The organism is Microvirga sp. VF16 (assembly GCF_016864375.1).
In the GTDB taxonomy this organism is placed as follows: domain Bacteria; phylum Pseudomonadota; class Alphaproteobacteria; order Rhizobiales; family Beijerinckiaceae; genus Microvirga.
On the sequence record NZ_CP069354.1, the window covers coordinates 3,301,685 to 3,323,103 of the forward strand.

The window sequence follows — 21,419 nt, forward strand, 5'->3', positions numbered from 1 at the left end:
AGCCATCGAAAAATCCTCAGTGCTGCAACAAGAACCGACATCGGCCTCCGGTCTGGGACTACTCCTTAAGAGAGTGTAAGATTTCGTTGCAAATTTTAGTCGCTGAATCTTATGATTTACCCCGAAGGGTAGGACGATGGATGGTCTGATTACGCCGGTTCCAAGATTAACAAGAAGCTTTATTTGAGGAGCCATCCGGCATCAGCATTGATCCTCTATGCGCCTTGTAAGGGCTCATTACCCGACAGCTCAGCCTTTTGCGGGTCTGACAAGGGGTGGCGAATGAGTAAGGTTAGCAGAGCAGCAATAATTGCTGATGGGGATGAGTATTTCCGACTAGCCATGCACAGCATTCTCAGAGATCAACTAGGATTCTCTAAAGTCGTACAAGCAACCTCTCTCGATGAGGCAGTCAAACATCTCTCAGAAGAACCGAATATATCCATGGCGGTACTTGAACGCACCATCCCCGGCCTCAAGAGTCCTGCTTGTTTAACCGCATTGCGTCAGCGTTTCCCAGCTCTCCGGCTGGCAATCATATCGACGTCGGACAAGAGACAGGACATTCTGGCAGCACTTGAGGCTGGCGTTCACGGTTTTGTACTGAAGACCATCAGCCCCGCGGATCTGACGGCGGCGCTGAAACTGATCATGGACGAGATAATCTACATCCCATCGTCGGTCACGGCGATCCCGTCTCCTTCGGATGAGCAGGAAGCGCTAAACGAGACCTCGGCGGGAAAGCACCAGGTCATCCGTCTCCCGACACGCCAGAGAGAGGTTCTTGGGCTTTTGATGCATGGCAAATCGAATAAGGAAATCGCACGGGCTCTGAAGCTTAGTGAAGGCACGATCAAGATCCATATAGCGGCACTGTTCCGCGCCTTCGGGGCTCGATCACGGGCCGCGGTCGCGGCCGCAGGCTCACAGCTTCTTCTAAATTAATGCTGAGAAGAATGTATTCGGGGAAGTTGTTGACACTCCACAACCGTGACTTGTCATTGATTCAATCCCTCCGCAAAACTGTGATCAACATTTGGAGGGATTGATGAGTGACGAACATGAGCGTCGTTCAAGCAGGCGCCGGCGTACCTTTCTGAAGGGACAGCTTGTCTTCAACAACAACTCTTCGGTCCTTGACTGTATTGTGAAAGACCTCTCAGATGCAGGAGCGGCTGTTTCTTTTGATGGTGTTTTCAATCTTCCGCAAGAGTTCGAACTATTAATCTCAACCCGAGATGTACAAGTTTCGGCGCACTTGGTGTGGAGCCGCGGAACCACTCACGGTATCGCATTCACCGCGGGAACAGTCGCTCCAAGGAATAGCAGCGGTACAGTCGGCGGATAGTACTCAACTACTGAACTGCTGACTTGCTTATGCGATACTGTACCTGACATGGTTCAATGATGACCGGCGAGCGTTGTTGATGAAGATTCATAGGCGATGTCACATTAACTGACATCAGGTACATCGAGGGCAACTCGACCGCTCGACTGGCTCAAACGATGATCCCTGCCGCGTTTCTCCATTCCGACACGGCATTGAGGCGGTGCAGATGAGTGGCAAGAGCGAAGTGGTGGGTACGGGGTGTAACGATCCAGAGTGATTAGAGCACTGCCTTCAGCGGGAGAGACAACAACACGCGACCCGCGGCATCGGCGACGTTAAGCTGCCAATCGTCCCATATCTCGTCAGCTTCTTCGCCCTCCCGGCGAAGCTCTTGGATGGCCTTGCGGGCTTCAGCTTCTGCAGTTTGAAGGTTGGCCACATCAATCCCGGTGTCGTCGGCGATCACATTGTGGCCGCTCACGAGATGGAAGTAGCAGCGCATCCAAATCCGATGTCGTGGAAGACAACGACGATACTGCATGCTCTATCCCTTCCGACATAAACAACGTCCAAAGCAGGACAAGCCTCAGTCCAACTGAAACCGGCGCGACGCGGACCAGCCCATTACCCGCTTCACGACGTCGCGCGCGGGCGGGTGAAGATGTTCCAGTAGACCACCCCGAAGCCGACGAAAGCGGCTGCCCATGCGCCTCCGGCGACATGCAGCAGCGCATCGCTCCAGCCAGGGTGGATGGCAGCGCAGATCCGTGCGAGCGCGCTGGTGACGAGCAAGAGATAGAGCACCTGCATAGGCGCGGACGCGACAAGCACTCGGCCCGTGTGCCCCAGGCTTGCCCGGGACATCACGGCCAACGTCATTACCCCCATGGCTCCCCCGGTCCAGGCATGGATCCCGGCCGCAATCGGGAGAAGCCTTAAGGAAGCCAGTCCCGTCAGAAGGAAACCGAGCGGCACGAATAAGTAAGCGACATGGAGGATGAGAACGAGCCGGTCTCGCCATGTCCGTTCTCCGGCCCAGCGCGCCATCCGCACTGCCTGGAGCAGCCCTGCGGCGATCAGCGCCGCTCCGGTCACGCTCCCCTCCGGCACGATGATCCACGCTAGGAGAGCTACGCCGGCTGCAATCATGGAGATCGAATCAAACCGTCCGAATGGCGCTGGTAGACGGCCAGGATTTTCCCGCGAGAGCCAGTTGCGCGTGAAGCTCGGGATGATGCGCCCCCCGACCAGCATGATGAGCATCATGGTGGCTGCGATTCCGAGACGGGGACCGTAATCCACGGCCCCTAGCAGATGAGCCTCGGCGTGGAAGGCGATGTTGCCGACCGTGAGAATGCTGAATGCGATCAGAACTTTGAGGTTGCGCCAGTTTTTTCCCTTGATGATCTCGCGGGCCATTGCGGCCGCGACAAGCAGCAGGAATGCATTGTCGATAACGGCCGCTGCCTCCCAGCCAATCCAGACCGAGGTGGTGACAGCGACACGCCCGGCCACCCAAACGAGCACGAGAATGAGCAGTGACCGTCCCTGAAGCGGCATGCGCCCGGTCCAATTCGGAACCGCTGTCAGCAGGAAACCCGTGATTACGGCCGGAAGATAGCCATAGAGCATCTCGTGGATGTGCCAGTCGCGTGGTGCGAAGGTGGTCGACAGCTCCAGCTCTCCATAGAACATCGGCAGCCATGCCAAGATCGCGATGCCAGCATAGAGGGAGCCGAGGAGAAAAAACGGCCGAAAGCCGTAGGAGAGGAGCGCGGGTCCGGTATAGTCGCGCAGACGTGGGATCGGGGCCATCATCGGCCTCCTTCAGCTGGAATGAATACGTCCTGGGCCGTCACGGCGCGTCTTGTCTCGACATCTATTGCCGTGAAGATTATGGATTGCCTGTCGACCTCGGCGGTCGTGACGGGCACCCGCAACTCACGGGTCGCATCGGAGGCCGCACTCACCGGTCCGTCCTCGCCGACCACCTCCACGGATGCATCGCGCAGCCCGGATACCGTCAGCTCAAACGAGCGTTCCACATCCGCCTTGTTGTAAAGCCTCACCGCATAGCCGTTCCGGATACGACCGTCCGACAGCTTTACGGCAATCGGGTTGCGGTCATGGACTACAGTGATCTTGGCGTCGCTCCGCATCGACAAACTCACCCCCATGACGCCGGCGAGTGCCACGATGGACAACCCAACGCTCACGGACTTCAGTCGGATCACACGCTGTCGGATAGGCTCGTTCCTGCGCTCCCGCTCGATGTTGGTCCAGGCCTCGTAGTCGATAAGACCGCGCAGGCGATCGAGCTTCACCATCACCCCGTCGCAGGCATCGACGCACAGGCCGCAGTTGATGCAGGCGAAGTTAGGGCCCTCTCGAATGTCGATGCCGATCGGGCAGACATTCACGCACTGCATGCAGTCCACACAATCTCCGGCCGGCTCACCCTTCGCCCTCAGCTCGAGAGCCTTCTTAGCGGAGGCCCGGGGCTCGCCCCGGTGATCGCGATAGTTGACCGTCAGCGCCTCGGGGTCCCAGATCGCGCCTTGAAGCCGGGGCCAGGGGCACATCCAGGTGCAGACTTGTTCGCGCGCGAAGCCGGCCAAGGTGTAGGTGGTGCAGGTCAGTATGCCGACCCAGGCATAGGCGATGGCGGAGGCGCGGCCTGTTGCAAGGTCGACCAGGAGCGTCGGCGCATCGATGAAATAGAGGACGAAGGCTCCTCCGGTCAGCATGGCAATCAGAAGCCAGACCGCATGCTTGAGCGTTATCTCAAGAGTGCGCCTTAACGTGAGCGGTGCCCCTTTCTTCTTCAGCCGCTCCCTGCGGTCGCCTTCGACCCAACGCTCGACGAGCAGAAAGAGATCGGTCCAGACAGTCTGTGGGCAGAAGTAGCCGCACCAGATCCGCCCCGCGACGGCATTGAGCCAGATGAGAGCCAGCGTCGCCAACACCAGCAGGCCCGTGAGGTAGTAGACCTCCTGAGGCCAGATCTCGATGAAGAAAATGTAGAGGCGTCCACGCTCCAGATCGAGAAGCACTGCTTGGTCAGACTGACCGGGGCCATGGGCCCATCGAATGAACGGCAAGGCATAGTAGACGGCCAAGCAGACGATCAGCGCGATCCACTTCAGGCGTCGGTAGCGGCCGGAGACGGATTGTGGAACGACCCGCTCCGTGATGGTGCCGCGCTTCGGAGTATGCAGGTGGGCCCGCTCGGGCTTGAAGCTAGTATCGAGAGTGGCCATCGGGCACGATGAAAATGAAAATTTTGGCGCCGCCGCAGTAACCATTCCGCGGCAGCGCAAGGGCCTCTCCAGACACGCCGTTAATTCGCGGCGGTCTTCGTTGCAGCGAGCTTATCGAAGAGGTTGCTGAAGGCCTGCTTGGCCTTACCGGGGTGGGTGGCGGCCTTCGCCTGATCTGCATTCGCCGGCTCGCCGACGACGACCATGCCGACCATGCCCATGCCATAGTGCGGCTTGCACTTGTAGCCATACACACCGGCCTTGTCGAAGGTGATCGCGAGTTCCTCGTTTATCTTACCGACGAAGGCCTTGCCGCCCTCCGGCAGCATCGTCTCAATGCTTTCGACGTTGTGACCCTTGTCGGCCGCAACGAACTTCACCGTGTCGCCTGGGTTAATCTTCACGAAGGCCGGCTCGAACACCATGACACCCTCGGTGCCCTTGTTGAGCATCTTCACCTCGACCTCGGCAGCATTGACGGCGCCGGCGAAGCCGAGAGCTGCCACGAGGGCGCCGAGCACGATAACCTTCCGCATGATTGTTCTCCTGATGTGATACCTGCGAGCCGGACCGGCTCTTGAGGAGGACTCATAGTCCTCGTCGCTTGTGCCCTGTTTGATCTGCCGCAAACTCGCAGACATTCTTTGTCGGAAGGACTGAACACCCCGGATCAGTGCCCTGAGAAGGTTTATGCCATTTGAGATACATCAATTCGCCCGACCGGCTGTCCGTGTAGGGGATTCCGGAGAGGAAGTCTGACGATGGCCCGGGGTCGATCCCTGGCAACCTTGCGCAGCGGAAGGGCACGACGTTCTTCGTCGCCGAGGATAGTGATCAGCGTGACACCTGTGTGGGAGATGGGACTCGCAGAATGCCGAACCTGGATAAGTCACTCGTGGCCAATCTCTCGATCTTCGCGGGAGTAGAGACGGATGCGCTCAGCGAGATCCTTCGGGAAGCGCAGTCGATCCGTTATCCGAAGGGTTCGAGCGTCTTCCAACAGGACGAGGAGGCCAACTCCTTCTTCATCCTGCTTCACGGTCACCTGCGGGTCATGAAAGTCACGCCCGACGGGCAGCAGGTCGTTGTCCGCTTCGTAACGCCGGGTGAGATCTTTGGCATCGCCGTGGCCATGGGGCGGACGACATACCCGGCAACGGCGCTTGCCGTGGTCGACAGTGTCGCTCTCATTTGGCCAGCTGCGGCATGGCCCCGTCTGGTCACGAAGCATCCGTCTCTTGCTGTGAATACGATGAAGACGGTCGGAAGCCGTCTTCAGGACGCACATACCCGTGTCATCGAGATGTCAACCGAGCAGGTCGAGAGACGTGTTGCGCATGCACTCCTGCGCCTCGTCCAGCAGGCCGGACGGAAAGGCGAGGACGGAATTCAGATCGACTTTCCAATCTCGCGGCAGGACGTCGCGGAAATGACCGGGACTACGCTTCACACGGTCAGCCGCCTCCTCAGCGCGTGGGAGGATCAGGGGCTCGTCGACAGCGGACGCCAAAGGATCTCGATCCGGAACCCCCACAAGCTGTTTCTTCTTGCCGAGGCTCCATCAAACTGAGCCTGTTCTCTTCATGCAGGCCAGCGGGCCACGATTGCCTTGGGTCCAGACTCAGGTGAGGTGACAGCCTGTCCCTTGATGACGGCACTCAGTTCCGAAAGGAATTTCACCTGATCCACGCCATGTTCACGGCAGGCATCGGCCACCGTGTGGAAACAGGTGATCGGACACCCGACACAGTGCATCCGGTGGTTCAGGAACACTCGGATCGTCGTGGGCCAGCGCCGCATGACATCATCGACGAGTTGGGTGGCTTCAACGGGCATCGTGGCCTCCGCGTTGATGGTTCGATTGGACATGAACCCATATTCTCACCTTCCTGCTGTCCTTCTTTGCGCGGCATCAACGAGGCGAAGGATGCCGGCACGTAGAGCATCATAGGAAGCGGAAAACCGGATCCACTTTTCGCTGATGTGGACATTCGGTTCCGCACGATGCGCTAGGTGCATTCTGTTTGACGTGGGGCAAAGAAGCTCCCGCATTGGTGGATGATGGTTCCAGCCATCGAAGGAGGGACGCCCCCATGAAGGCCGCTCACACGACGGCTCTTGCCGTGGATCCGGATGTTCTGGAGTGTCTTCTGGATGTTCTGGATCCCGAACTCGGCCTCAGTGTTGTGGATCTGGGCCTCGTATACGGCGCCTCCCGCACCAGCGACGCGATCCAGGTTGCCATGACCTTGACGACACGCGCCTGCCCGTTGGGCGGAATGATCGCCGAGGACGCGCGGGAGCGCCTCCAGCGCCGGTTTAGGGATGTTTCCTCCATCGATGTCAGCCTCGTCTGGGACCCACCCTGGAGCCCGGACCTCATTACGGATCGTGGTCGGCGTTTGCTCGGCCGTTCGCCAAGGAGTGATTTCTGATGTGCACCTGCAACATTTCCGAGACTGTCATCGATGTCCGCCAGATCACGCCGCGGATGCGTCACCCTCTGATCTTCAGCACATTCGACCAACTCCAACCGGGCGAGAGCTTCCTACTTGTGAATGACCACGACCCGAGGCCACTCCTGTACCAATTCGGTGTTCATTACCCGGGCAAGTTCGACTGGGATTACATTGTCAATGGACCTGAGCTCTGGCAGGTGCGCATCAGCCGCGAAGCTGCCTGACGGATGCCTTCCGGGAGTGACTCCTTCGGGGCGTCGCTCAAGCTGTTACATCGTCCGTCCGCGTCCTGTGCAGCAATCCCATATCAAACTGGCGGGATCCTGGCCTTCCGATCCCGTCATTCTCCGTTGAAGTCTGCCAGATCCGTGAAACTCGATGACCTAGTCAGCTTTTTGTAACTGCATGGACCGTCTGAAACATCAGCCATGACCGAGTTTTATCTTGCTCTATTCGCCTTCCTCGTGGCTCACCTGATACCGGCAAGTCCCGGCCTTCGGTCGCATCTGATCGGAAGGATGGGCAGGACAATGTACCTTATGGTCTATTCGGTCCTGTCTCTCGGCTTGCTCGGCTGGCTCATCGTGGCCGCTCGGCGGGCAGAGACAATCCTCCTCTGGGATCCTGCCCCCTGGCAGTGGCATATCCCTTCCTTGCCATGCCGTTCGCCGCATTTCTCGTCATCGCGGGCCTGATGTGGCCGAACCCGCTCTCCATCTCGCTGCGGAGCGGTGAGAAGCCGGGCTCTATCGTCGCCGTCACGCGCCATCCTGTGCTCTGGGGGCTTCCTAATCTGGGCCGCGTCGCACATCCCGGCGAACGGCACCCTCGTGGCGATCCTACTCTTCGGCGGGATGGTCGCGTTCTCGAATGTCGGGTTCCTGCTTCTCGACTTCAAGGCTCGCAAGCGTATGGGCCTCGCGCAGTGGAATGCACGCAGCGCCGGAACGTCAATCATCCCATTCTTGGCAATGGCGCGGGGCCGTTCCGGACCGAGATCGTTGCGTCCCCTGATCCTGCCCGCCTTGGCCGCGATCGCTGCCTATGCTTGGTTCGTACTCCAGGGTCACGCGCTCCTCATCGGCCCCGACCCGCTCTCGGGTCTTCTCTCAATGAGCTAGGCGACAGAAGCAGAAGGACACTATTGCGTCACGAAGAGTGCGATTGCGATGGCGACGGACATTATCACGGCAGCGATCGTGCCGCTTAGGCGCAGCACCCCCATCCTGTGAAGCATCACGGCGAATATGACGATGAGGGGCGTCGCCATCACCAGTCCGACCTGTGCATCGCTCATAATACGTCTTTCTCCTGCTCTGAGGTTTCGTCCACCTATGAACCGAAATGTCTGGGACTTGTTTGCGACAGCGCAAGGAGAACGCCCGATGCCGGACATAAGGGTTGATGCGGCAATGACGGAATGACTGGAATAATGAACGCTGCGCAAGAGGATAGATCCTGGGGCGTGCTGTCCGACCTGCCGGGGCACCCCATGATGTGGGTGCTCATCCTGACCGAGGTCGTGACTTTCGGCCTGCTCTTCGTGACCTTCGCCGTCACGGGAGCCGTTCATCCCGATGTCTTCACGGCAGGCCGGGCACAGCTCGATCCTATCCTTGGGGGAGTGAACACACTCGTGCTGATCACCAGCGGATGGCTGGCCGCGCTGGCCGTGGAGCACCGGTCTATCGGACACCGGAAAACAGCGCGCATGCTGCTCATTGGATCAGCAACCCTAGGATGCGTCTTCACAGTCATCAAAATCGTAGAATACGCAGCCAAGGCCAAGGCCGGGATCGGCCTCGAGACGGATACCTTCTTCACTCTCTACTTTCTCCTGACTGGCTTCCATCTCCTTCATGTCGTGCTCGGAATCGTCATCATCGCGGCGGTTACGCTGCATGACAGCCTGGACAACCTGAAGACCGGCACTTCGTTCTGGCACACGGTCGATTTGCTCTGGGTCGTGATGTACCCGCTCATCTACTTGATCGGATGAGGCAACGATGCGGATTACAGTACGCCATGTCACGCGCGCCTGGATCGTCCTCGTCGTACTCACTCTCCTCAGCATGATTGCCTCGCATTCGGCTGCAGGAAGTATCGCCGGAAGTGGCCTCGTACTCACAGCTGCCGTCGCCAAGGGGCGGTGGATGCTGATGGATTTCCTCAAGCTCCGTCATGTGCCGTCCGGCTGGCGGACTCTGTTGTCTTCATGGCTGGTCCTGATTGCGGTATCGGCCTGGATTGCCGCGGCTATTCCCCTGCTGCATGGCTGACCTGACCACTTCCCCTTGAAGCTTGTGCCAGAACAAAGAGCGTTCCACCCGCTTCTATAGGTTGCTGACCATCCGCTGCTCGCGGCCAGCAACTTCCCTACGAGACACCATCCATGTTCCGCTCCATCGTCGGCACGTCCCAATCCCGCAGTCCTCCAGGGCAGCACCTGTATCGCGGCATGAGCCGCGCCCGCCTGCCAACTCAGAAAGGATCGCGTGATGGCTGAAGTCCTCACCAAATCGGCGGCGAGAAACGTGTTCTACGGGGGCTCGTTCTTCTTCTTCGCCATCTTCGTGGGCCTGACGGCCCACAGCCACTACTACATGAACACCACATCGACAGACACGTCGACGCTGTCATCCTCCGTCGTCCGCGGCAAGCATGTGTGGGAGAAGAACTCCTGCATCAACTGCCACTCGATCTTGGGCGAAGGCGCCTACTTCGCGCCGGAGCTCGGCAATGTCTGGGATCGCTATAGCGGGAAGGAGGACCCAGCCGGAGCCCGCGAGACGCTAAAGGCCTGGATGGCCGCGCAACCGACCGGCATCGAGGGCCGCCGCCAGATGCCCCAGTTCAATCTGACGGACCAGGAACTCAACGATCTTGCCGACTTCCTGGAATGGACCAGTCGCATCAAGACCCAAAGCTGGCCGCCGAACAAGGCCGGCTGAGAGGGGAAACATCATCATGAAATACCAGACGCAAAAGGTGGCCCTGCTCTACTTCTATGGAGCGCTCGGCCTGTTCATCGCCCAGGTCCTGTTCGGCGTTCTTGCCGGCACGATCTATGTTCTTCCCAACACGCTGTCCGAGTTGCTGCCGTTCAACGTCGTCAGGATGATCCACACCAACGCGCTGATCGTATGGCTGCTGATCGGTTTCATGGGTGCGACCTACTACCTGATCCCCGAGGAGACAGAGAACGAGCTCTTCAGCCCGTTCCTCGCCAAACTCCAGTTCTGGATGTTCTTCATCGCCGCCGGCATCGCGGTGGTCGGGTACATGTTCAAGATCCACGAGGGCCGCGAATTTCTCGAGCAACCCTTCATCATCAAGGTCGGCATCGTCGTCGTGTGCCTGATGTTCCTGTTCAACATCACCACGACGGCGCTGAGAGGACGCAAGACCGTCGTCACCAATATTCTGCTCTTCGGCCTGTGGGGCGTGGCGATTTTCTTCCTTTTCTCCTTCTACAACCCGTCGAACCTGGCCGTGGACAAGATGTACTGGTGGTATGTCGTGCACCTATGGGTCGAGGGCGTGTGGGAGCTGATCATGGCCTCCGTGCTCGCCTTCCTGATGATCAAGCTCAACGGCATCGACCGCGAAGTGGTGGAAAAGTGGCTCTATGTCATCGTTGGCATGGCGCTGTTCTCGGGCATCCTCGGCACGGGTCACCACTTCTACTGGATCGGCGCTCCCGGCTACTGGCAGTGGATCGGCTCGCTGTTCTCGACGCTTGAGGTCGCGCCCTTCTTCACCATGATCATCTTCACGGTCCAGATGACCTGGAAAGCAGGCCGCCGTCACCCCAACCGTGCGGCGCTCCTGTGGTCGATCGGCTGCTCGGTGATGGCCTTCTTCGGTGCGGGCGTGTGGGGCTTCCTGCATACCCTCTCATCGGTAAACTACTACACCCATGGCACACAGGTCACCGCCGCCCATGGCCACCTTGCCTTCTTCGGCGCCTACGTGATGCTCAACCTCGCCGTCATGGCCTATGCGATGCCGCAGATCCTCGGCCGAGCTCCGTACAACCAGATGCTCAGCATCATCAGCTTCTGGATCATGTGCACTGCGATGTCGGTGATGACTTTCGCGCTCACCTTCGCCGGCGTCATCCAGGTGCATCTGCAGCGTGTCCTTGGACAATCGTACATGGACGTCCAGGACCAGCTTGCGCTGTTCTACTGGATCCGTCTTGGCTCCGGCGTGTTCGTGCTGATCTCAGCGCTGATGTTCATCTACGCGGTGTTCGTTCCCGGGCGTGAGAAGGCTCCGCAACTGGCACAAGGCCTGCAGCCTGCCGAATGAGTGCAACGGGGTGACCGTTTGCGGCCACCCCGCCCTTCCAATTTCATCCCGAAGGACTTGACCGATGAAGCCTCTCCTGCAAGCGATTCCCGAACCTGCGGTCGAGCTGCCCTATTATGTTCCAGCCGGCAACGAATGCGCATTATTCGAGCTCGCCTGGCGCAAGCGCCTGCCGCTGCTGCTGAAAGGCCCCACAGGATGTGGCAAGACCCGCTTTGTGGCGCACATGGCAGCCCGGCTCGGACTGCCGCTGCATACCGTCTCATGTCATGACGACCTCACCGCCGCCGATCTCACCGGCCGCTACCTCCTCAAAGGCGGCGACACCGTGTGGGCCGACGGCCCCCTCACCCGCGCCGTGCGCGAAGGCGGCATCTGCTATCTCGACGAGATCGTGGAAGCGCGCAAGGACGTGACTGTCGTGCTGCACCCGCTCACCGACGACCGGCGTATCCTGCCACTCGACCGCACGGGCGAGGAACTGCAGGCGCCGGACTCGTTCATGTTGGTCGTGTCCTATAACCCGGGTTACCAGACCCTGCTCAAGTCCTTGAAGCCTTCGACGCGACAGCGCTTCGTTGCCATCGAGTTCGACTTCCTCCCAATCGAGCACGAGATCGCTGTCGTCGCTGCCGAGAGTGGCCTGCCCGCAGATCGCGTCCGTCCGCTCCTGCTGCTGGCCCGCCGCCTGCGGGCACTGAAGGGCCAGGATCTGGAGGAAGGCGTCTCGACGAGGCTGCTGGTCTACTGCGCTTCGCTGATCGCCGCGGGCGTCGCGCCGGAAGAAGCCGTGACGGCCTCCATGATCGAGCCCCTCACCGACGACCTTGACGTCAAGAAGGCTCTGATCGAGGTCGCTCGCGCGACGCTCGGCTGACTTGGAGATCCGTCATGCTCGACTTCCTGGAACTCGAAGAAACCGTCGGCCAGTTTTGGCATAAGCTGGTCGGCCGTACGGCCACCTATCCAAGGTATCCCGGGCTCGGCGTGTCCCTTGACGAGGTTCGCACACAACTGGCGGTGTTCTTCCGCGGCCTCGGCGGCGAGGCAGGTGTGCAGCTTGCGGGCATCTCCGCCCGTGCCTCGGCCCACCGTCTGAACTTCCGCCAGCGCATCGGGATCGCCGAGGAGCGGATGGAGCAGCCGGGACGCGACACGGCAACCCTCTTCCTGCCACCAAGGATTGAGCTATTTCCATCAAGCATGCTCAATCGCTCATTGTACCTGTGGCTTGGAGCCTACTTTGCCTATGTGCCGACGACCCCGATTGTCGAGGCCGATCCGCTCCGCCGGGATCTCCTTACTCTTCAGCGGGTTCGGCGGACGACCGCCACGGTTTTGAAGGCATGCCCCGGCCTGACCGAAATGTACGAGGAACTTTGCGCAGCGATGCGCGAGGCGCGACCGCAGCGTCCCCTTCCCGCTATGGAGAACAGAATCGAACAAGTCGTGCTCTCCCTTCTCGGAGATGAGAGCGCCCGACCACCTCCCCTTTGGGACATGATGATCGGTGATGCAGGTCTGCCGCTTGAAGCGCCGGCGGGATACCAACCCTTCCTACCCGTTCCGCTTTGGGGTGAAAGCTGGGCGCGCGAGGCAGAAGCATCGGGCCGCAACAGCGACGAACCGGCGGGACAGAGCGCTCTTGCTGCCTCCGACACGCGGAAGCGTTTCACGGCGCGACGCGAGGCCGACCAAACACGGCGCAGCGATCCATTCGTGCTCAATCGCTTCGAGAAGATCCTGGCAATGGCTGAAATGGTCAACGTCAACCGCCCCTCGGATGATGAAGACGAGAATGCGGAAAAGGCCCTTGACGAAATGGAGGAGATTCCGCTTGCCAAGCACATGGGCAAGCCGGCGACCAAGCTCAAGTTCGACCTCGATCTCCCTCCGGAGGCCGTCGATACGACGAGCCTGACGGCGGACCTGACCTATCCGGAGTGGGACTATACCCGCAGAGCCTACCTGCCGAACCACTGCCGTGTGTTAGCCGCGCGTGCTTCGGACAAAGGCGAGACTTGGGAGGCCGACGAGGAGGCTCAACGCCGCATCCGGCGCGTGCGTCGCCAATTCGAGGCGCTGCGGCCTAAGCATGAAATGCTGCGGGCGCAGCCCGATGGTGAGGAACTCGACATCGATGCGCTGGTCCGCGCCCGCAGTGACTTGGTGGCAGGTGGATCCGGCACGGACCGCGTTCACCTCGCCAGCAAGCGCCAAGCGCACGATCTGGCCGTGACACTGCTGGTCGACGTCTCGCTCTCGACGGATGCGTGGATCGACAACAAGCGTGTGCTGGACGTCGAGAAGGAGGCTCTGATGGTCCTGGTGCACGGATTGGCAGCCTGCGGCGATTCCCATTCCATCCTGACCTTCACCTCGCGCCGGCGCTCCTGGGTGCGCGTGGAAACCGTGAAGGATTTCGACGAACCCATGAGTCAAACCGTGGAACGACGCATCTCGGCCCTGAAGCCTGGCTACTATACCCGCATAGGTGCAGGGATTCGCCATGCGACGGCCGGACTGGCAAAGCGTCCGAACCGGCAGCGGCTTCTGCTGGTCCTGACCGACGGCAAGCCGAACGACATCGACCATTACGAAGGCCGCTTCGGCATCGAGGACACCCGCCGCGCCGTCATCGAAGCTCGTCGTGCAGGCATCACCGTGTTCGGCGTGACGGTGGACCGTGAGGCGCAATCATATTTCCCGCACCTCTTCGGCCGCGGCGGCTATGCCATCGTCGGCCAAGTGGCGAAACTTCCCTCGGCACTACCGGCGATCTACCGCCAACTCGCGAGGTAGGACAATCCGGGATAGGCAAAAGGGTCGGCCGTCATTCATTGATGGCCGACCCTATTTGGTTTGCAAGATATTCTTTAAACAGCGCGGCTGTGGGTTCTGCCCGCTTGCCCGAGATAGGCATCGAAGGCGGATGCCACGGTGCGGACGAGGAAACGGGTATCATCGTTCACCGAGAGGACATTCCCGTTCAGGCGGATGACGCCGTCCTGCTCGAGCACTTTGAGCCGCGGTATCGACCCCAGGAGGGACTCCGGCTCGGTTGCGTGCCTGCGGCAGACCTGCGCGACGTCGACCTGGAAGTCACACATCACTCGCTCGATCAGGTCGGCCCTGAGACGGTCATCTGCTGTCAGGGCATAGCCTTTCGCCGTCGCCAATTCTCCCTCTGAGATGCGCTCGGCGTAGTGGCCCAGCACGACCTCGTTTTGAACATAGCCCTGCGCGAGCCGTCCGATAGCCGAGGCGCCGAAACCGATCAGGACATCGCTTGGATCCGTGGTGTAACCCTGGAAATTGCGGTGCAGAACGCCGTCGACCTGAGCCTGAACCATGAAGTCATCTGGCAAGGCGTAGTGATCAAGCCCGATCCGGCGGTAGCCGGCCGCGATGAGCGCCTCCGCGATGGCCTCGGCCTGCGCATAGCGCGCCTCGCCGTCGGGCAGCGCAGTCTCGTCGATCTTGCGCTGGTGCTTCTTGAATGTGGGCACATGCGCATAGCCGAAGACCGAGAAGCGCTCGGGCTGCAGCTCGACGCTTTTGCGCACCGTGTCGACGCAGGATTCCACCGTCTGATGCGGCAGGCCATAGATCAGGTCGAAGTTGATGCCGCGCACGCCCGCGACCCGCAGCCCCTCTGTCGCCCTCGCCGTCTGCTCGAAACCTGGATACGGTTGATCGCGCGCTGCACCACCGGATCGAAGCTCTGCACGCCGAGGCTGGCCCGGGAGACGCCGGTCTCTCCGAGCGCCGCCGTCATGGCGCGGGTGAGCGTGCGCGGATCGATCTCGACCGCAATCTCGGCATCACCGCCCAATGAAAACTTTTGCCGCATCAGGCCGATCAGGCCGAGGAACTCGGCGGGATTCATGATAGTCGGCGTTCCGCCACCGAAATGCACGTGGCGCACCGGCAGAGGACTGCTCAGGCGGTCCGCGACGAGCCCGATTTCCCGGCGCAAGATCTCCAGGTAGTCGACGATCGGGGCGTCCCGCTGGGTGATCGTGGTGTGACAGCCGCAATACCAGCACATGGAGCGGCAGAACGGCACATGGAGGTAGAGAGAGGCTGTTGTTTCACCCGGCAGGGCGGCGAGCCACTCCGCATAGGTCTCATGCTGTATTGCGTCTGAGAATTGCGGTGACGTGGGATAACTCGTGTAACGAGGAAGCCGCTCCTCCCCGTATTGCGCTCTCAGGGTCTCTCTCATCGCGAAAGCTCTCGTTGGGACGCCTGCCACCTTAGGTGTCTCGCGTCGATGTCATGCGATGACGTCTACGGGAAATAGCCAGCGCGTTCATTGACCTTCCTCAATTGGACCGGAATCCGTTTCTCGGCCGTAGCAAGCGCTGGATCCGTCGGAGCGGTTTGGAATGATTTTGGCGAAAGGCCGCGCTTTCGCCCTCCTATTTGCGCTGCAACAAATAGCCCCCGCGACTGAGGAGTACACCTTGGCTATCCGATGACGGACCAATTCCGATCCGCCAGGCGGTCCCATAAAGGAGGCAACAATGAATGCTCTGAAGATCTCGGGACGCCGGCCGCTGCTTGCGACCGCTGCCGTTTTAGCCCTTGCCACCGCGGCGTGGCTCGGTTCTCCGCTCGCAGCCAATGCTGGCGACAAGCTCGCCGCAGCCACACCTCAGATGCACAGCCATTCCGGCGCGAGCGGAACCGTTGCGACCCCCATGAACATCGTTCGCCTGTCCACCGACTTGCCCGGCCCCATCGGGAAACGTGGCCCGCAGCGGGTCAAGGTCGATCTGAACACCACCGAGGTGACCGGCCAGTTGGCGGATGGCACGACCTATCTCTACTGGACCTTCAACAATAAAGTCCCCGGTCCTTTCGTCCGCGTCCGCGTAGGCGACACGGTCGAGGTCAAGCTGAAGAATGACGATGGCAGCGTCATGATGCACAACGTCGACTTCCATGCGGTCACCGGCCCCGGTGGCGGCGCCAAGGCCACGGAAGCGGCTCCGGGCGAGACCCGTGGCTTCGAGTTCAAGGCCCTGAACCCCGGCCTCTACGTCTATCACTGCGCCACCCCGACGGTGGCTCAGCACATCGCCAACGGCATGTACGGCCTGATCCTGGTCGAGCCGGAGGAAGGGCTTCCGAAGGTCGATCACGAGTTCTACGTCATGCAGGGCGAGATCTACACCGAGCAGGCCTTCGGCACGAAGGGCCATGCGGAAGAGAGCATCGACAAGCTCCTCAGTGAGCGTCCCGAGTACTTCATCTTCAACGGCAGCACCGATGCCCTGAAGAAAAACCCGCTCAAGGCGAAGGTCGGCGAGACGGTGCGGATCTACTTCGGCGTCGGTGGCCCGAACTACACCTCGTCCTTCCACGTGATCGGCGAGATCTTCGACAAGGCCTATCCGATGGCCTCGCTGAGCTCGCCGTTGAAGGACGTGCAGACGATCACCACTCCTCCCGGCGGCGCGAGCGTGGTCGACTTCAAGGTCGAGGTGCCCGGCAACTACATCCTCGTCGACCATGCCTTGAGCCGCGTCGAGCGCGGACTGGCCGGCATCCTCCAGGTCGATGGTCCGCCGGATGAAGCGATCTTCAAGGACTACAACCCGCAGAAATCGGCCCAGTCGACCGGCGGCCACTAATCCGATGATAAGATGCTGAATGTGAGCGGCCCCGGGCACAAATCCGGGGCCGCTCATTTGGCCCGATGGAATGGCAATACGCTCTGAAGCGTTCGACTTCGCGCTAGAGCATCGGACCCAAAAGTGGATTTGCACTTTTGGGATCCATCCGATGCTCCCATTCCTGGTGAGCGCATCGGTAGCGCGGAAAACCGGGGCCACTTTTCCGTACGATGCGCTAGATCAGATAAAGCGATTTATTCCTACAATCTTCACTTTCGGGCACTGCTCCGACCGATTCGTTGCCCATGAAGCTTGCCTGATCGTTGACCGCCGAAAGATTACCTGCTCGGTCACTGCAGGCGTTAGAGATGATCATCCCCGCATTCGTTTCTTGACACTCCTAGCCAAGTCCAAAGAGCGGCTGAGCGTCGCACAGAATGCGGGAATGAATCTGCAGATCCTCGTTGAGCGCGTTGTCAGGTCTCCTCCCTCGTACCGACATCGTCTGGTCCTGATGGAGGAGTGAGGCGCGGCGCAATGCTTCGGAATTTCGCGGTCATGTTTGAGCGACGTCAAAGAGATAGTTTGCCGTGTGGTGCAACATTCAACGCAGTTTGGAACAGCTCCTGCTCCGCCGCCTCGATGGATTCTCGATGTCCATGCCGTCCTCCTTCCCTTCATTTCGGCCCGGCCGAACAAGCGCCAAGGCATGGCTCCATGGTATCCTTCTGATCCTCGGCCTGATCGCACTCGGGGCCGGTCTTTGTGGAGCATGGTGGCGGCTCGGGCTGAGTCTTCCGTATGGCTCCTCACTGGCCGAGATCCACGGGCCGCTGATGATTTCCGGATTGTTCGGGGCGCTGATCAGCCTAGAGCGTGCTGTCGCTCTCCGTCGCCCCTGGACCTATGCTGCTCCCATCCTTTCAGGCAGCGGAACCCTTGCCCTGTTCTTCGGCGCTCCGGTGGAATTCGGAGCAGGTCTATACACCGCCGCGTCGGTCGCATTGGCAGGATCATCGCTGCTGATCACCGTGCACCAGCCGGCGCTTTTCACTGGTACTCTGCTGTTCGGTGCGCTCGCATGGCTCGCAGGCAACAGCCTCTGTCTCATGGGGCAATCGGTGCCTGACGTGACGGGGTGGTGGCTGGCATTCCTGATCCTGACCATCGCCGGTGAACGCCTTGAGCTCAGCCGCCTGATGCCGCAGCGACGCGGATCCGAGGCATTGTTCCTGTTTTCGATCGGCCTCCTTGCCGTCGGCTCACACAACGGACTGCCGAGCCCAAATGGAGCAGTGCTCTTTGGCGTTGCCCTTCTTGCGACTGCGTTGTGGCTGCTGCGGCACGACATCGCGCGCCTGAACGTGCGCAGGACGGGGCAGGTCCGCTTCATGGCCATCTGCATGCTTGCAGGCTATCCCTGGCTGGCCGTGGCCGGGCTTGTCCTGATCGTCATTCCACCGACCAACGGCTTCGCATACGACGTCGTACTGCACGCGGTCCTGATTGGCTTCGTCTTGTCGATGGTGTTCGGGCATGCGCTGATCATCCTGCCTGCAATCGTCCGTATCCGGCTCAGGTATGCCTCTGCCCTTTACGTCCCGCTGCTCCTTCTGCACGCGTCCGTGATCCTGCGGGTCGGAGGAGGTCTCATCGGCTGGGAGGCCGGAAGAATGGGGAGCGCCATCCTCACGCTCGTGGCCCTCATGGCGTTTGTCGGCAGCTTGGCGTTCGCCCGCTGGCGCAACAAAGGCTCCTTTGCCCCGATCGGCTCCGAGCCTCTACCACCGCCTTCGGTCCCATCGCATGCGAATGTAGGTCGCGTGCCATGAGGAAGTCCTTACGGGTACCAATTCGGGCTCGCCACGCGGCCTCGTTGGTGACTGCCCTCTCCTTGATCCTCCACATCGGCCTGATGGCCTTCGGGACAGCGCCGAGACCGACTATCATCCGCAATGCCGCGGCGCAGAATCTGCATCATGCCGATGATGCGAAACTGTCCCATTCAAGCGATCCGAAGAAGACTGAGAAACACCCCCAGGTCTGCTGCATCCTGAGCTACCTTCAGGGATTGCCTCCGCCAGACGGGGGCTGGTTCCTGCCGCATCCGATCTCGGCCATCCTGACTTTCAAGGAGAGCTCCGCGCCTGCGCTGATCCAGTTCTCCCTTCCCTATCCTGTCGGTGCCCGGGCGCCACCGATACTGGCCTGATCTCAACTCATGATCAATCTCCAGCAGACAGGACAAAACTATGATGACGATCCTTTCCCGCGGGGTGCTCGCCGCTTCCGCACTGATCTCGCTCGCCTATGGAGCCCAAGCCCATACGACCCTTGAAAGCCAGCAAGCCCCTGTCGCATCCACCTACAAGGCGGTGCTGCGCGTCGGCCACGGCTGCGAAGGTTCGCCGACATTGAAACTGCGCATCCGCATTCCGGATGGCGTGATCAACGTCAAGCCGATGCCCAAGGCTGACTGGACGATAGAGACTGTTCAGACGCACTATGGCAAGACTTTCGATTACCACGGCACGGCAGTGTCCGAAGGCGTGCGGGAGATCGTTTGGACAGGAAAGCTGCTCGATGAATACTACGACGAGTTCGTCTTCCGCGCCTACCTGACGGACAGCCTCCAGCCGAACACCATGCTCTACATCCCCACCGTTCAGGAATGCGAAGGCGGCAAGGCCGATCGTTGGATTGAAGTGCCGACTGAGGGTAAGAGCGCCGATGACTACGAGTATCCCGCTCCGGGACTAAAACTTCTGCCGGCAAAGACAAGCGCGCACTGACAGATAAGGAGAAAGGGGGCCGCGATGCGGCCCCCCTGAAGTCATGATTCGTGTCGTCGTCAGCTTGATATCCCTGGTGTTCGTGGGATTCTGCGGCTGCAATTCCGCCCTCGCGCATGCAGCCCTGATCGAGTCCCATCCCTATGACGGTGCCATTGTCGAACTCGCGCCATCGAGCGTTCGGCTGCGCTTCAATGAACCCGTGTCGCCTTTGGCCATCAGTCTGACCGACGCTAAAGGGAACGTGCACCGCGGTCTGGCGTCCTCTGCGCACAACGAAGTGCTTGAGGTCGCGATGCCTTCCGACCTGCCTCAGGGCAGTCAAATCCTAAGCTACCGTGTGACTTCAGGCGATGGTCACCCCATCGGCGGATTGATCGTGTTCTCGATCGGCGTCTCAACCAAATCGGGTCTCACTCCCGAGATGGAAGGCAGTGTGGGAGTGCACCGCACCCTTTGGCTGACGCGGATGGCTTTGTATTTGGGACTGTTCGTCGGCGCGGGAGGTGTGTTCTTCCAGGCTTGGCTGGCTCCGATCTCGACAAGCGGAAGGAAGCGTGTGCTTGCTGGCCTCCTTGTCATGGGCCTCCTTGCTGCCATCACGTCGTTGGGCCTTCACGGGCTCGATGTATTGGGGCTGCCTCTAGCAGGCCTGAGAGCATATGCCGGGTGGGCTGCCGGATGGCAGACATCTTTCGGGTCAACAGTGGCGGCCGGAATGACAGCCCTCTTCATCGCATGGATTGGCCTGCACGGATCCACAAGATGGCGGCGGGCATGCAGTCTTGCGGCCATGATCGGAGTCGGTCTGTCCCTGACATTGAGCGGTCACGCTAGCACGGCGGCCCCGCAATGGCTGACACGTTCCGCCGTCTTTCTCCATTCGGTCGGCGTGGCCTATTGGGTCGGCGCCTTGATCCCTTTGCTCTGGACAGTCCGACAGGCGAATGCGCAGGCCCTTGCCGCTGTCCGTCGGTTCTCGATCGGCGCCGTCGTTGCGGTCGCAATCCTGACGCTGGCCGGTCTCCTGCTGGCCGCAATCCAGGTGGCCGATCCCGCGAACCTGACGAGTTCCGCCTACGGGCGCGTTCTGATCGCCAAGACGCTGATCGTTGCAGCGCTCATCGGTCTGGCTGCTCTGAACCGCCTTCGGCTCACGCCCACATTGGTTGTCCCAAGCAACTCCGGCGGCGCATGGCTCGTTCGTTCTATCGCGACCGAAATCGTCCTGGTATTTGCTGTGCTGGCGCTGGTCGGCCTTTGGCGGTTCACGCCACCGCCGCGGGCGGTGGCGGTCGCCTCAGAGACAACCGCATCAGCCAGCACTCATCTCCATTCACCGCGCCTCATGGCACAGGTGACGCTCTCTCCTGGACGGGCAGGAGCCGTGCAGGCGAGGATCGTCATTGCTTCCGGAAACGCCGAAAAAATCGCGCCCAAGGAAGTGTCCCTGATCTTGATGAAACCGGATGACGGGATCGAACCGATCAAACGTCGGGCCCGCAAGGCAGAGCACGATGGATGGGAGATCGATGCCTTGGTTCTGGCCCCAGCGGGCGTTTGGCAAACCAAGGTGGAGATCCTCATAGACGACTTCGAAAAGGCAAGCCTCGAGGGAAAGATCGTGGTTAGGCCGTAGT

The 21,419-nt window shown here is 60.3% G+C and carries 22 protein-coding genes and 2 pseudogenes; 17 read left to right on the forward strand and 7 right to left on the reverse strand.

The window, feature by feature from the left end; all coding sequences use genetic code 11:
* The first annotated feature begins 282 nt into the window (after positions 1 to 282).
* Positions 283 to 945, forward strand: coding sequence for a response regulator transcription factor (locus JO965_RS15370; protein ID WP_203439744.1), 663 nt, complete (start codon positions 283 to 285; stop codon positions 943 to 945).
* A 103-nt stretch (positions 946 to 1,048) separates the two neighbouring features.
* Entirely contained in the window at positions 1,049 to 1,348 is a 300-nt protein-coding gene (locus JO965_RS49375; RefSeq protein ID WP_203439745.1) for a PilZ domain-containing protein, read from the forward strand.
* A gap of 259 nt (positions 1,349 to 1,607) precedes the next feature.
* Here JO965_RS49375 and JO965_RS15380 read toward each other — a convergent pair whose 3' ends face one another.
* From JO965_RS15380 to JO965_RS15395, 4 genes are all read right to left on the reverse strand, one after another.
* Complete coding sequence (locus JO965_RS15380; protein WP_246776570.1) at positions 1,608 to 1,871, reverse strand: hypothetical protein; 264 nt, start codon at positions 1,869 to 1,871, stop codon at positions 1,608 to 1,610.
* Positions 1,872 to 1,963: 92 nt separating this feature from the next.
* Positions 1,964 to 3,145, reverse strand: a complete 1,182-nt coding sequence (locus JO965_RS15385; RefSeq protein WP_203444208.1) for an NnrS family protein — start codon at positions 3,143 to 3,145, stop codon at positions 1,964 to 1,966.
* Positions 3,145 to 4,590: a cytochrome c oxidase accessory protein CcoG gene (gene ccoG, locus JO965_RS15390; protein WP_203439746.1), complete on the reverse strand. Its 1,446-nt coding sequence runs from the start codon at positions 4,588 to 4,590 to the stop codon at positions 3,145 to 3,147. The genes JO965_RS15385 and ccoG overlap by 1 nt, the downstream gene beginning before the upstream one ends.
* An 80-nt stretch (positions 4,591 to 4,670) precedes the next feature.
* Complete coding sequence (locus tag JO965_RS15395; protein WP_203439747.1) at positions 4,671 to 5,126, reverse strand: pseudoazurin; 456 nt, start codon at positions 5,124 to 5,126, stop codon at positions 4,671 to 4,673.
* Between the two features lie 335 nt (positions 5,127 to 5,461).
* Between JO965_RS15395 and JO965_RS15400 the strand changes: the two genes are divergently transcribed.
* Positions 5,462 to 6,160 carry a Crp/Fnr family transcriptional regulator gene (locus tag JO965_RS15400; protein WP_203439748.1) on the forward strand — a complete coding sequence of 233 codons (699 nt, stop codon included), beginning with the start codon at positions 5,462 to 5,464 and terminating at the stop codon, positions 6,158 to 6,160.
* An 11-nt stretch (positions 6,161 to 6,171) separates the two neighbouring features.
* Here JO965_RS15400 and JO965_RS15405 read toward each other — a convergent pair whose 3' ends face one another.
* A complete protein-coding gene (locus tag JO965_RS15405; RefSeq protein ID WP_203444209.1) occupies positions 6,172 to 6,426 on the reverse strand; it encodes a DUF1858 domain-containing protein in 255 nt (84 codons plus the stop codon).
* 257 nt (positions 6,427 to 6,683) lie between these two features.
* Here JO965_RS15405 and JO965_RS15410 point away from each other — a divergent pair, with 257 nt between their 5' ends.
* The 3 genes and pseudogenes from JO965_RS15410 (at position 6,684) to JO965_RS49380 (ending at position 8,170) form a co-directional block, all read left to right on the forward strand.
* A complete protein-coding gene (locus JO965_RS15410) occupies positions 6,684 to 7,025 on the forward strand; it encodes a metal-sulfur cluster assembly factor (RefSeq protein ID WP_203439749.1) in 342 nt (113 codons plus the stop codon).
* Positions 7,025 to 7,273: a DUF2249 domain-containing protein gene (locus tag JO965_RS15415; protein WP_203439750.1), complete on the forward strand. Its 249-nt coding sequence runs from the start codon at positions 7,025 to 7,027 to the stop codon at positions 7,271 to 7,273. Before JO965_RS15410 ends, JO965_RS15415 begins: the two co-directional genes overlap by 1 nt.
* 204 nt (positions 7,274 to 7,477) lie before the next feature.
* Positions 7,478 to 8,170 (forward strand): annotated as a pseudogene (locus tag JO965_RS49380) (NnrU family protein).
* A 20-nt stretch (positions 8,171 to 8,190) separates the two neighbouring features.
* Here JO965_RS49380 and JO965_RS15425 read toward each other — a convergent pair.
* Positions 8,191 to 8,346 (reverse strand): hypothetical protein, encoded by a 156-nt coding sequence (locus JO965_RS15425; protein ID WP_203439751.1) that lies wholly within the window; start codon positions 8,344 to 8,346, stop codon positions 8,191 to 8,193.
* A 135-nt stretch (positions 8,347 to 8,481) separates the two neighbouring features.
* On the opposite strand from JO965_RS15425, the gene JO965_RS15430 reads away from it, so the two are divergent.
* The 6 genes from JO965_RS15430 (at position 8,482) to JO965_RS15455 (ending at position 14,165) form a co-directional block, all read left to right on the forward strand.
* Positions 8,482 to 9,048: a cytochrome c oxidase subunit 3 family protein gene (locus JO965_RS15430; RefSeq protein WP_203439752.1), complete on the forward strand. Its 567-nt coding sequence runs from the start codon at positions 8,482 to 8,484 to the stop codon at positions 9,046 to 9,048.
* A gap of 7 nt (positions 9,049 to 9,055) precedes the next feature.
* Positions 9,056 to 9,328: a cytochrome C oxidase subunit IV family protein gene (locus tag JO965_RS15435; RefSeq protein WP_203439753.1), complete on the forward strand. Its 273-nt coding sequence runs from the start codon at positions 9,056 to 9,058 to the stop codon at positions 9,326 to 9,328.
* Between the two features lie 219 nt (positions 9,329 to 9,547).
* Positions 9,548 to 10,000: a cytochrome c gene (locus JO965_RS15440; protein WP_203439754.1), complete on the forward strand. Its 453-nt coding sequence runs from the start codon at positions 9,548 to 9,550 to the stop codon at positions 9,998 to 10,000.
* A gap of 16 nt (positions 10,001 to 10,016) precedes the next feature.
* On the forward strand, positions 10,017 to 11,363 hold the full coding sequence (locus JO965_RS15445) for a cbb3-type cytochrome c oxidase subunit I (protein ID WP_203439755.1): 1,347 nt from the start codon (positions 10,017 to 10,019) through the stop codon (positions 11,361 to 11,363).
* Positions 11,364 to 11,427: 64 nt separating this feature from the next.
* The gene (locus tag JO965_RS15450; RefSeq protein WP_203439756.1) at positions 11,428 to 12,240 is read left to right on the forward strand and encodes a CbbQ/NirQ/NorQ/GpvN family protein; all 813 of its coding nucleotides are present in this window, start codon (positions 11,428 to 11,430) and stop codon (positions 12,238 to 12,240) included.
* Positions 12,241 to 12,254: 14 nt separating this feature from the next.
* Positions 12,255 to 14,165 carry a nitric oxide reductase activation protein NorD gene (locus tag JO965_RS15455; protein ID WP_203439757.1) on the forward strand — a complete coding sequence of 637 codons (1,911 nt, stop codon included), beginning with the start codon at positions 12,255 to 12,257 and terminating at the stop codon, positions 14,163 to 14,165.
* A 74-nt stretch (positions 14,166 to 14,239) separates the two neighbouring features.
* Here JO965_RS15455 and hemN read toward each other — a convergent pair.
* A pseudogene (hemN, locus tag JO965_RS15460) lies at positions 14,240 to 15,591 on the reverse strand (oxygen-independent coproporphyrinogen III oxidase).
* 301 nt (positions 15,592 to 15,892) lie between these two features.
* Between hemN and nirK the strand changes: the two are divergent.
* The 5 genes from nirK to JO965_RS15485 all read left to right on the forward strand — a co-directional run bounded on the left by nirK (position 15,893) and on the right by JO965_RS15485 (position 21,418).
* Entirely contained in the window at positions 15,893 to 17,005 is a 1,113-nt protein-coding gene (nirK, locus tag JO965_RS15465) for a copper-containing nitrite reductase (RefSeq protein WP_203439758.1), read from the forward strand.
* 641 nt (positions 17,006 to 17,646) lie between these two features.
* Positions 17,647 to 18,819 (forward strand): hypothetical protein, encoded by a 1,173-nt coding sequence (locus JO965_RS15470; protein ID WP_203439759.1) that lies wholly within the window; start codon positions 17,647 to 17,649, stop codon positions 18,817 to 18,819.
* Positions 18,816 to 19,199 carry a hypothetical protein gene (locus JO965_RS15475; protein ID WP_203439760.1) on the forward strand — a complete coding sequence of 128 codons (384 nt, stop codon included), beginning with the start codon at positions 18,816 to 18,818 and terminating at the stop codon, positions 19,197 to 19,199. The genes JO965_RS15470 and JO965_RS15475 overlap by 4 nt, the downstream gene beginning before the upstream one ends.
* A 40-nt stretch (positions 19,200 to 19,239) precedes the next feature.
* Entirely contained in the window at positions 19,240 to 19,779 is a 540-nt protein-coding gene (locus JO965_RS15480) for a YcnI family protein (protein ID WP_371826794.1), read from the forward strand.
* 43 nt (positions 19,780 to 19,822) lie between these two features.
* Positions 19,823 to 21,418: a CopD family protein gene (locus JO965_RS15485; protein ID WP_203439761.1), complete on the forward strand. Its 1,596-nt coding sequence runs from the start codon at positions 19,823 to 19,825 to the stop codon at positions 21,416 to 21,418.
* The last annotated feature ends 1 nt before the right edge of the window (position 21,419 follow it).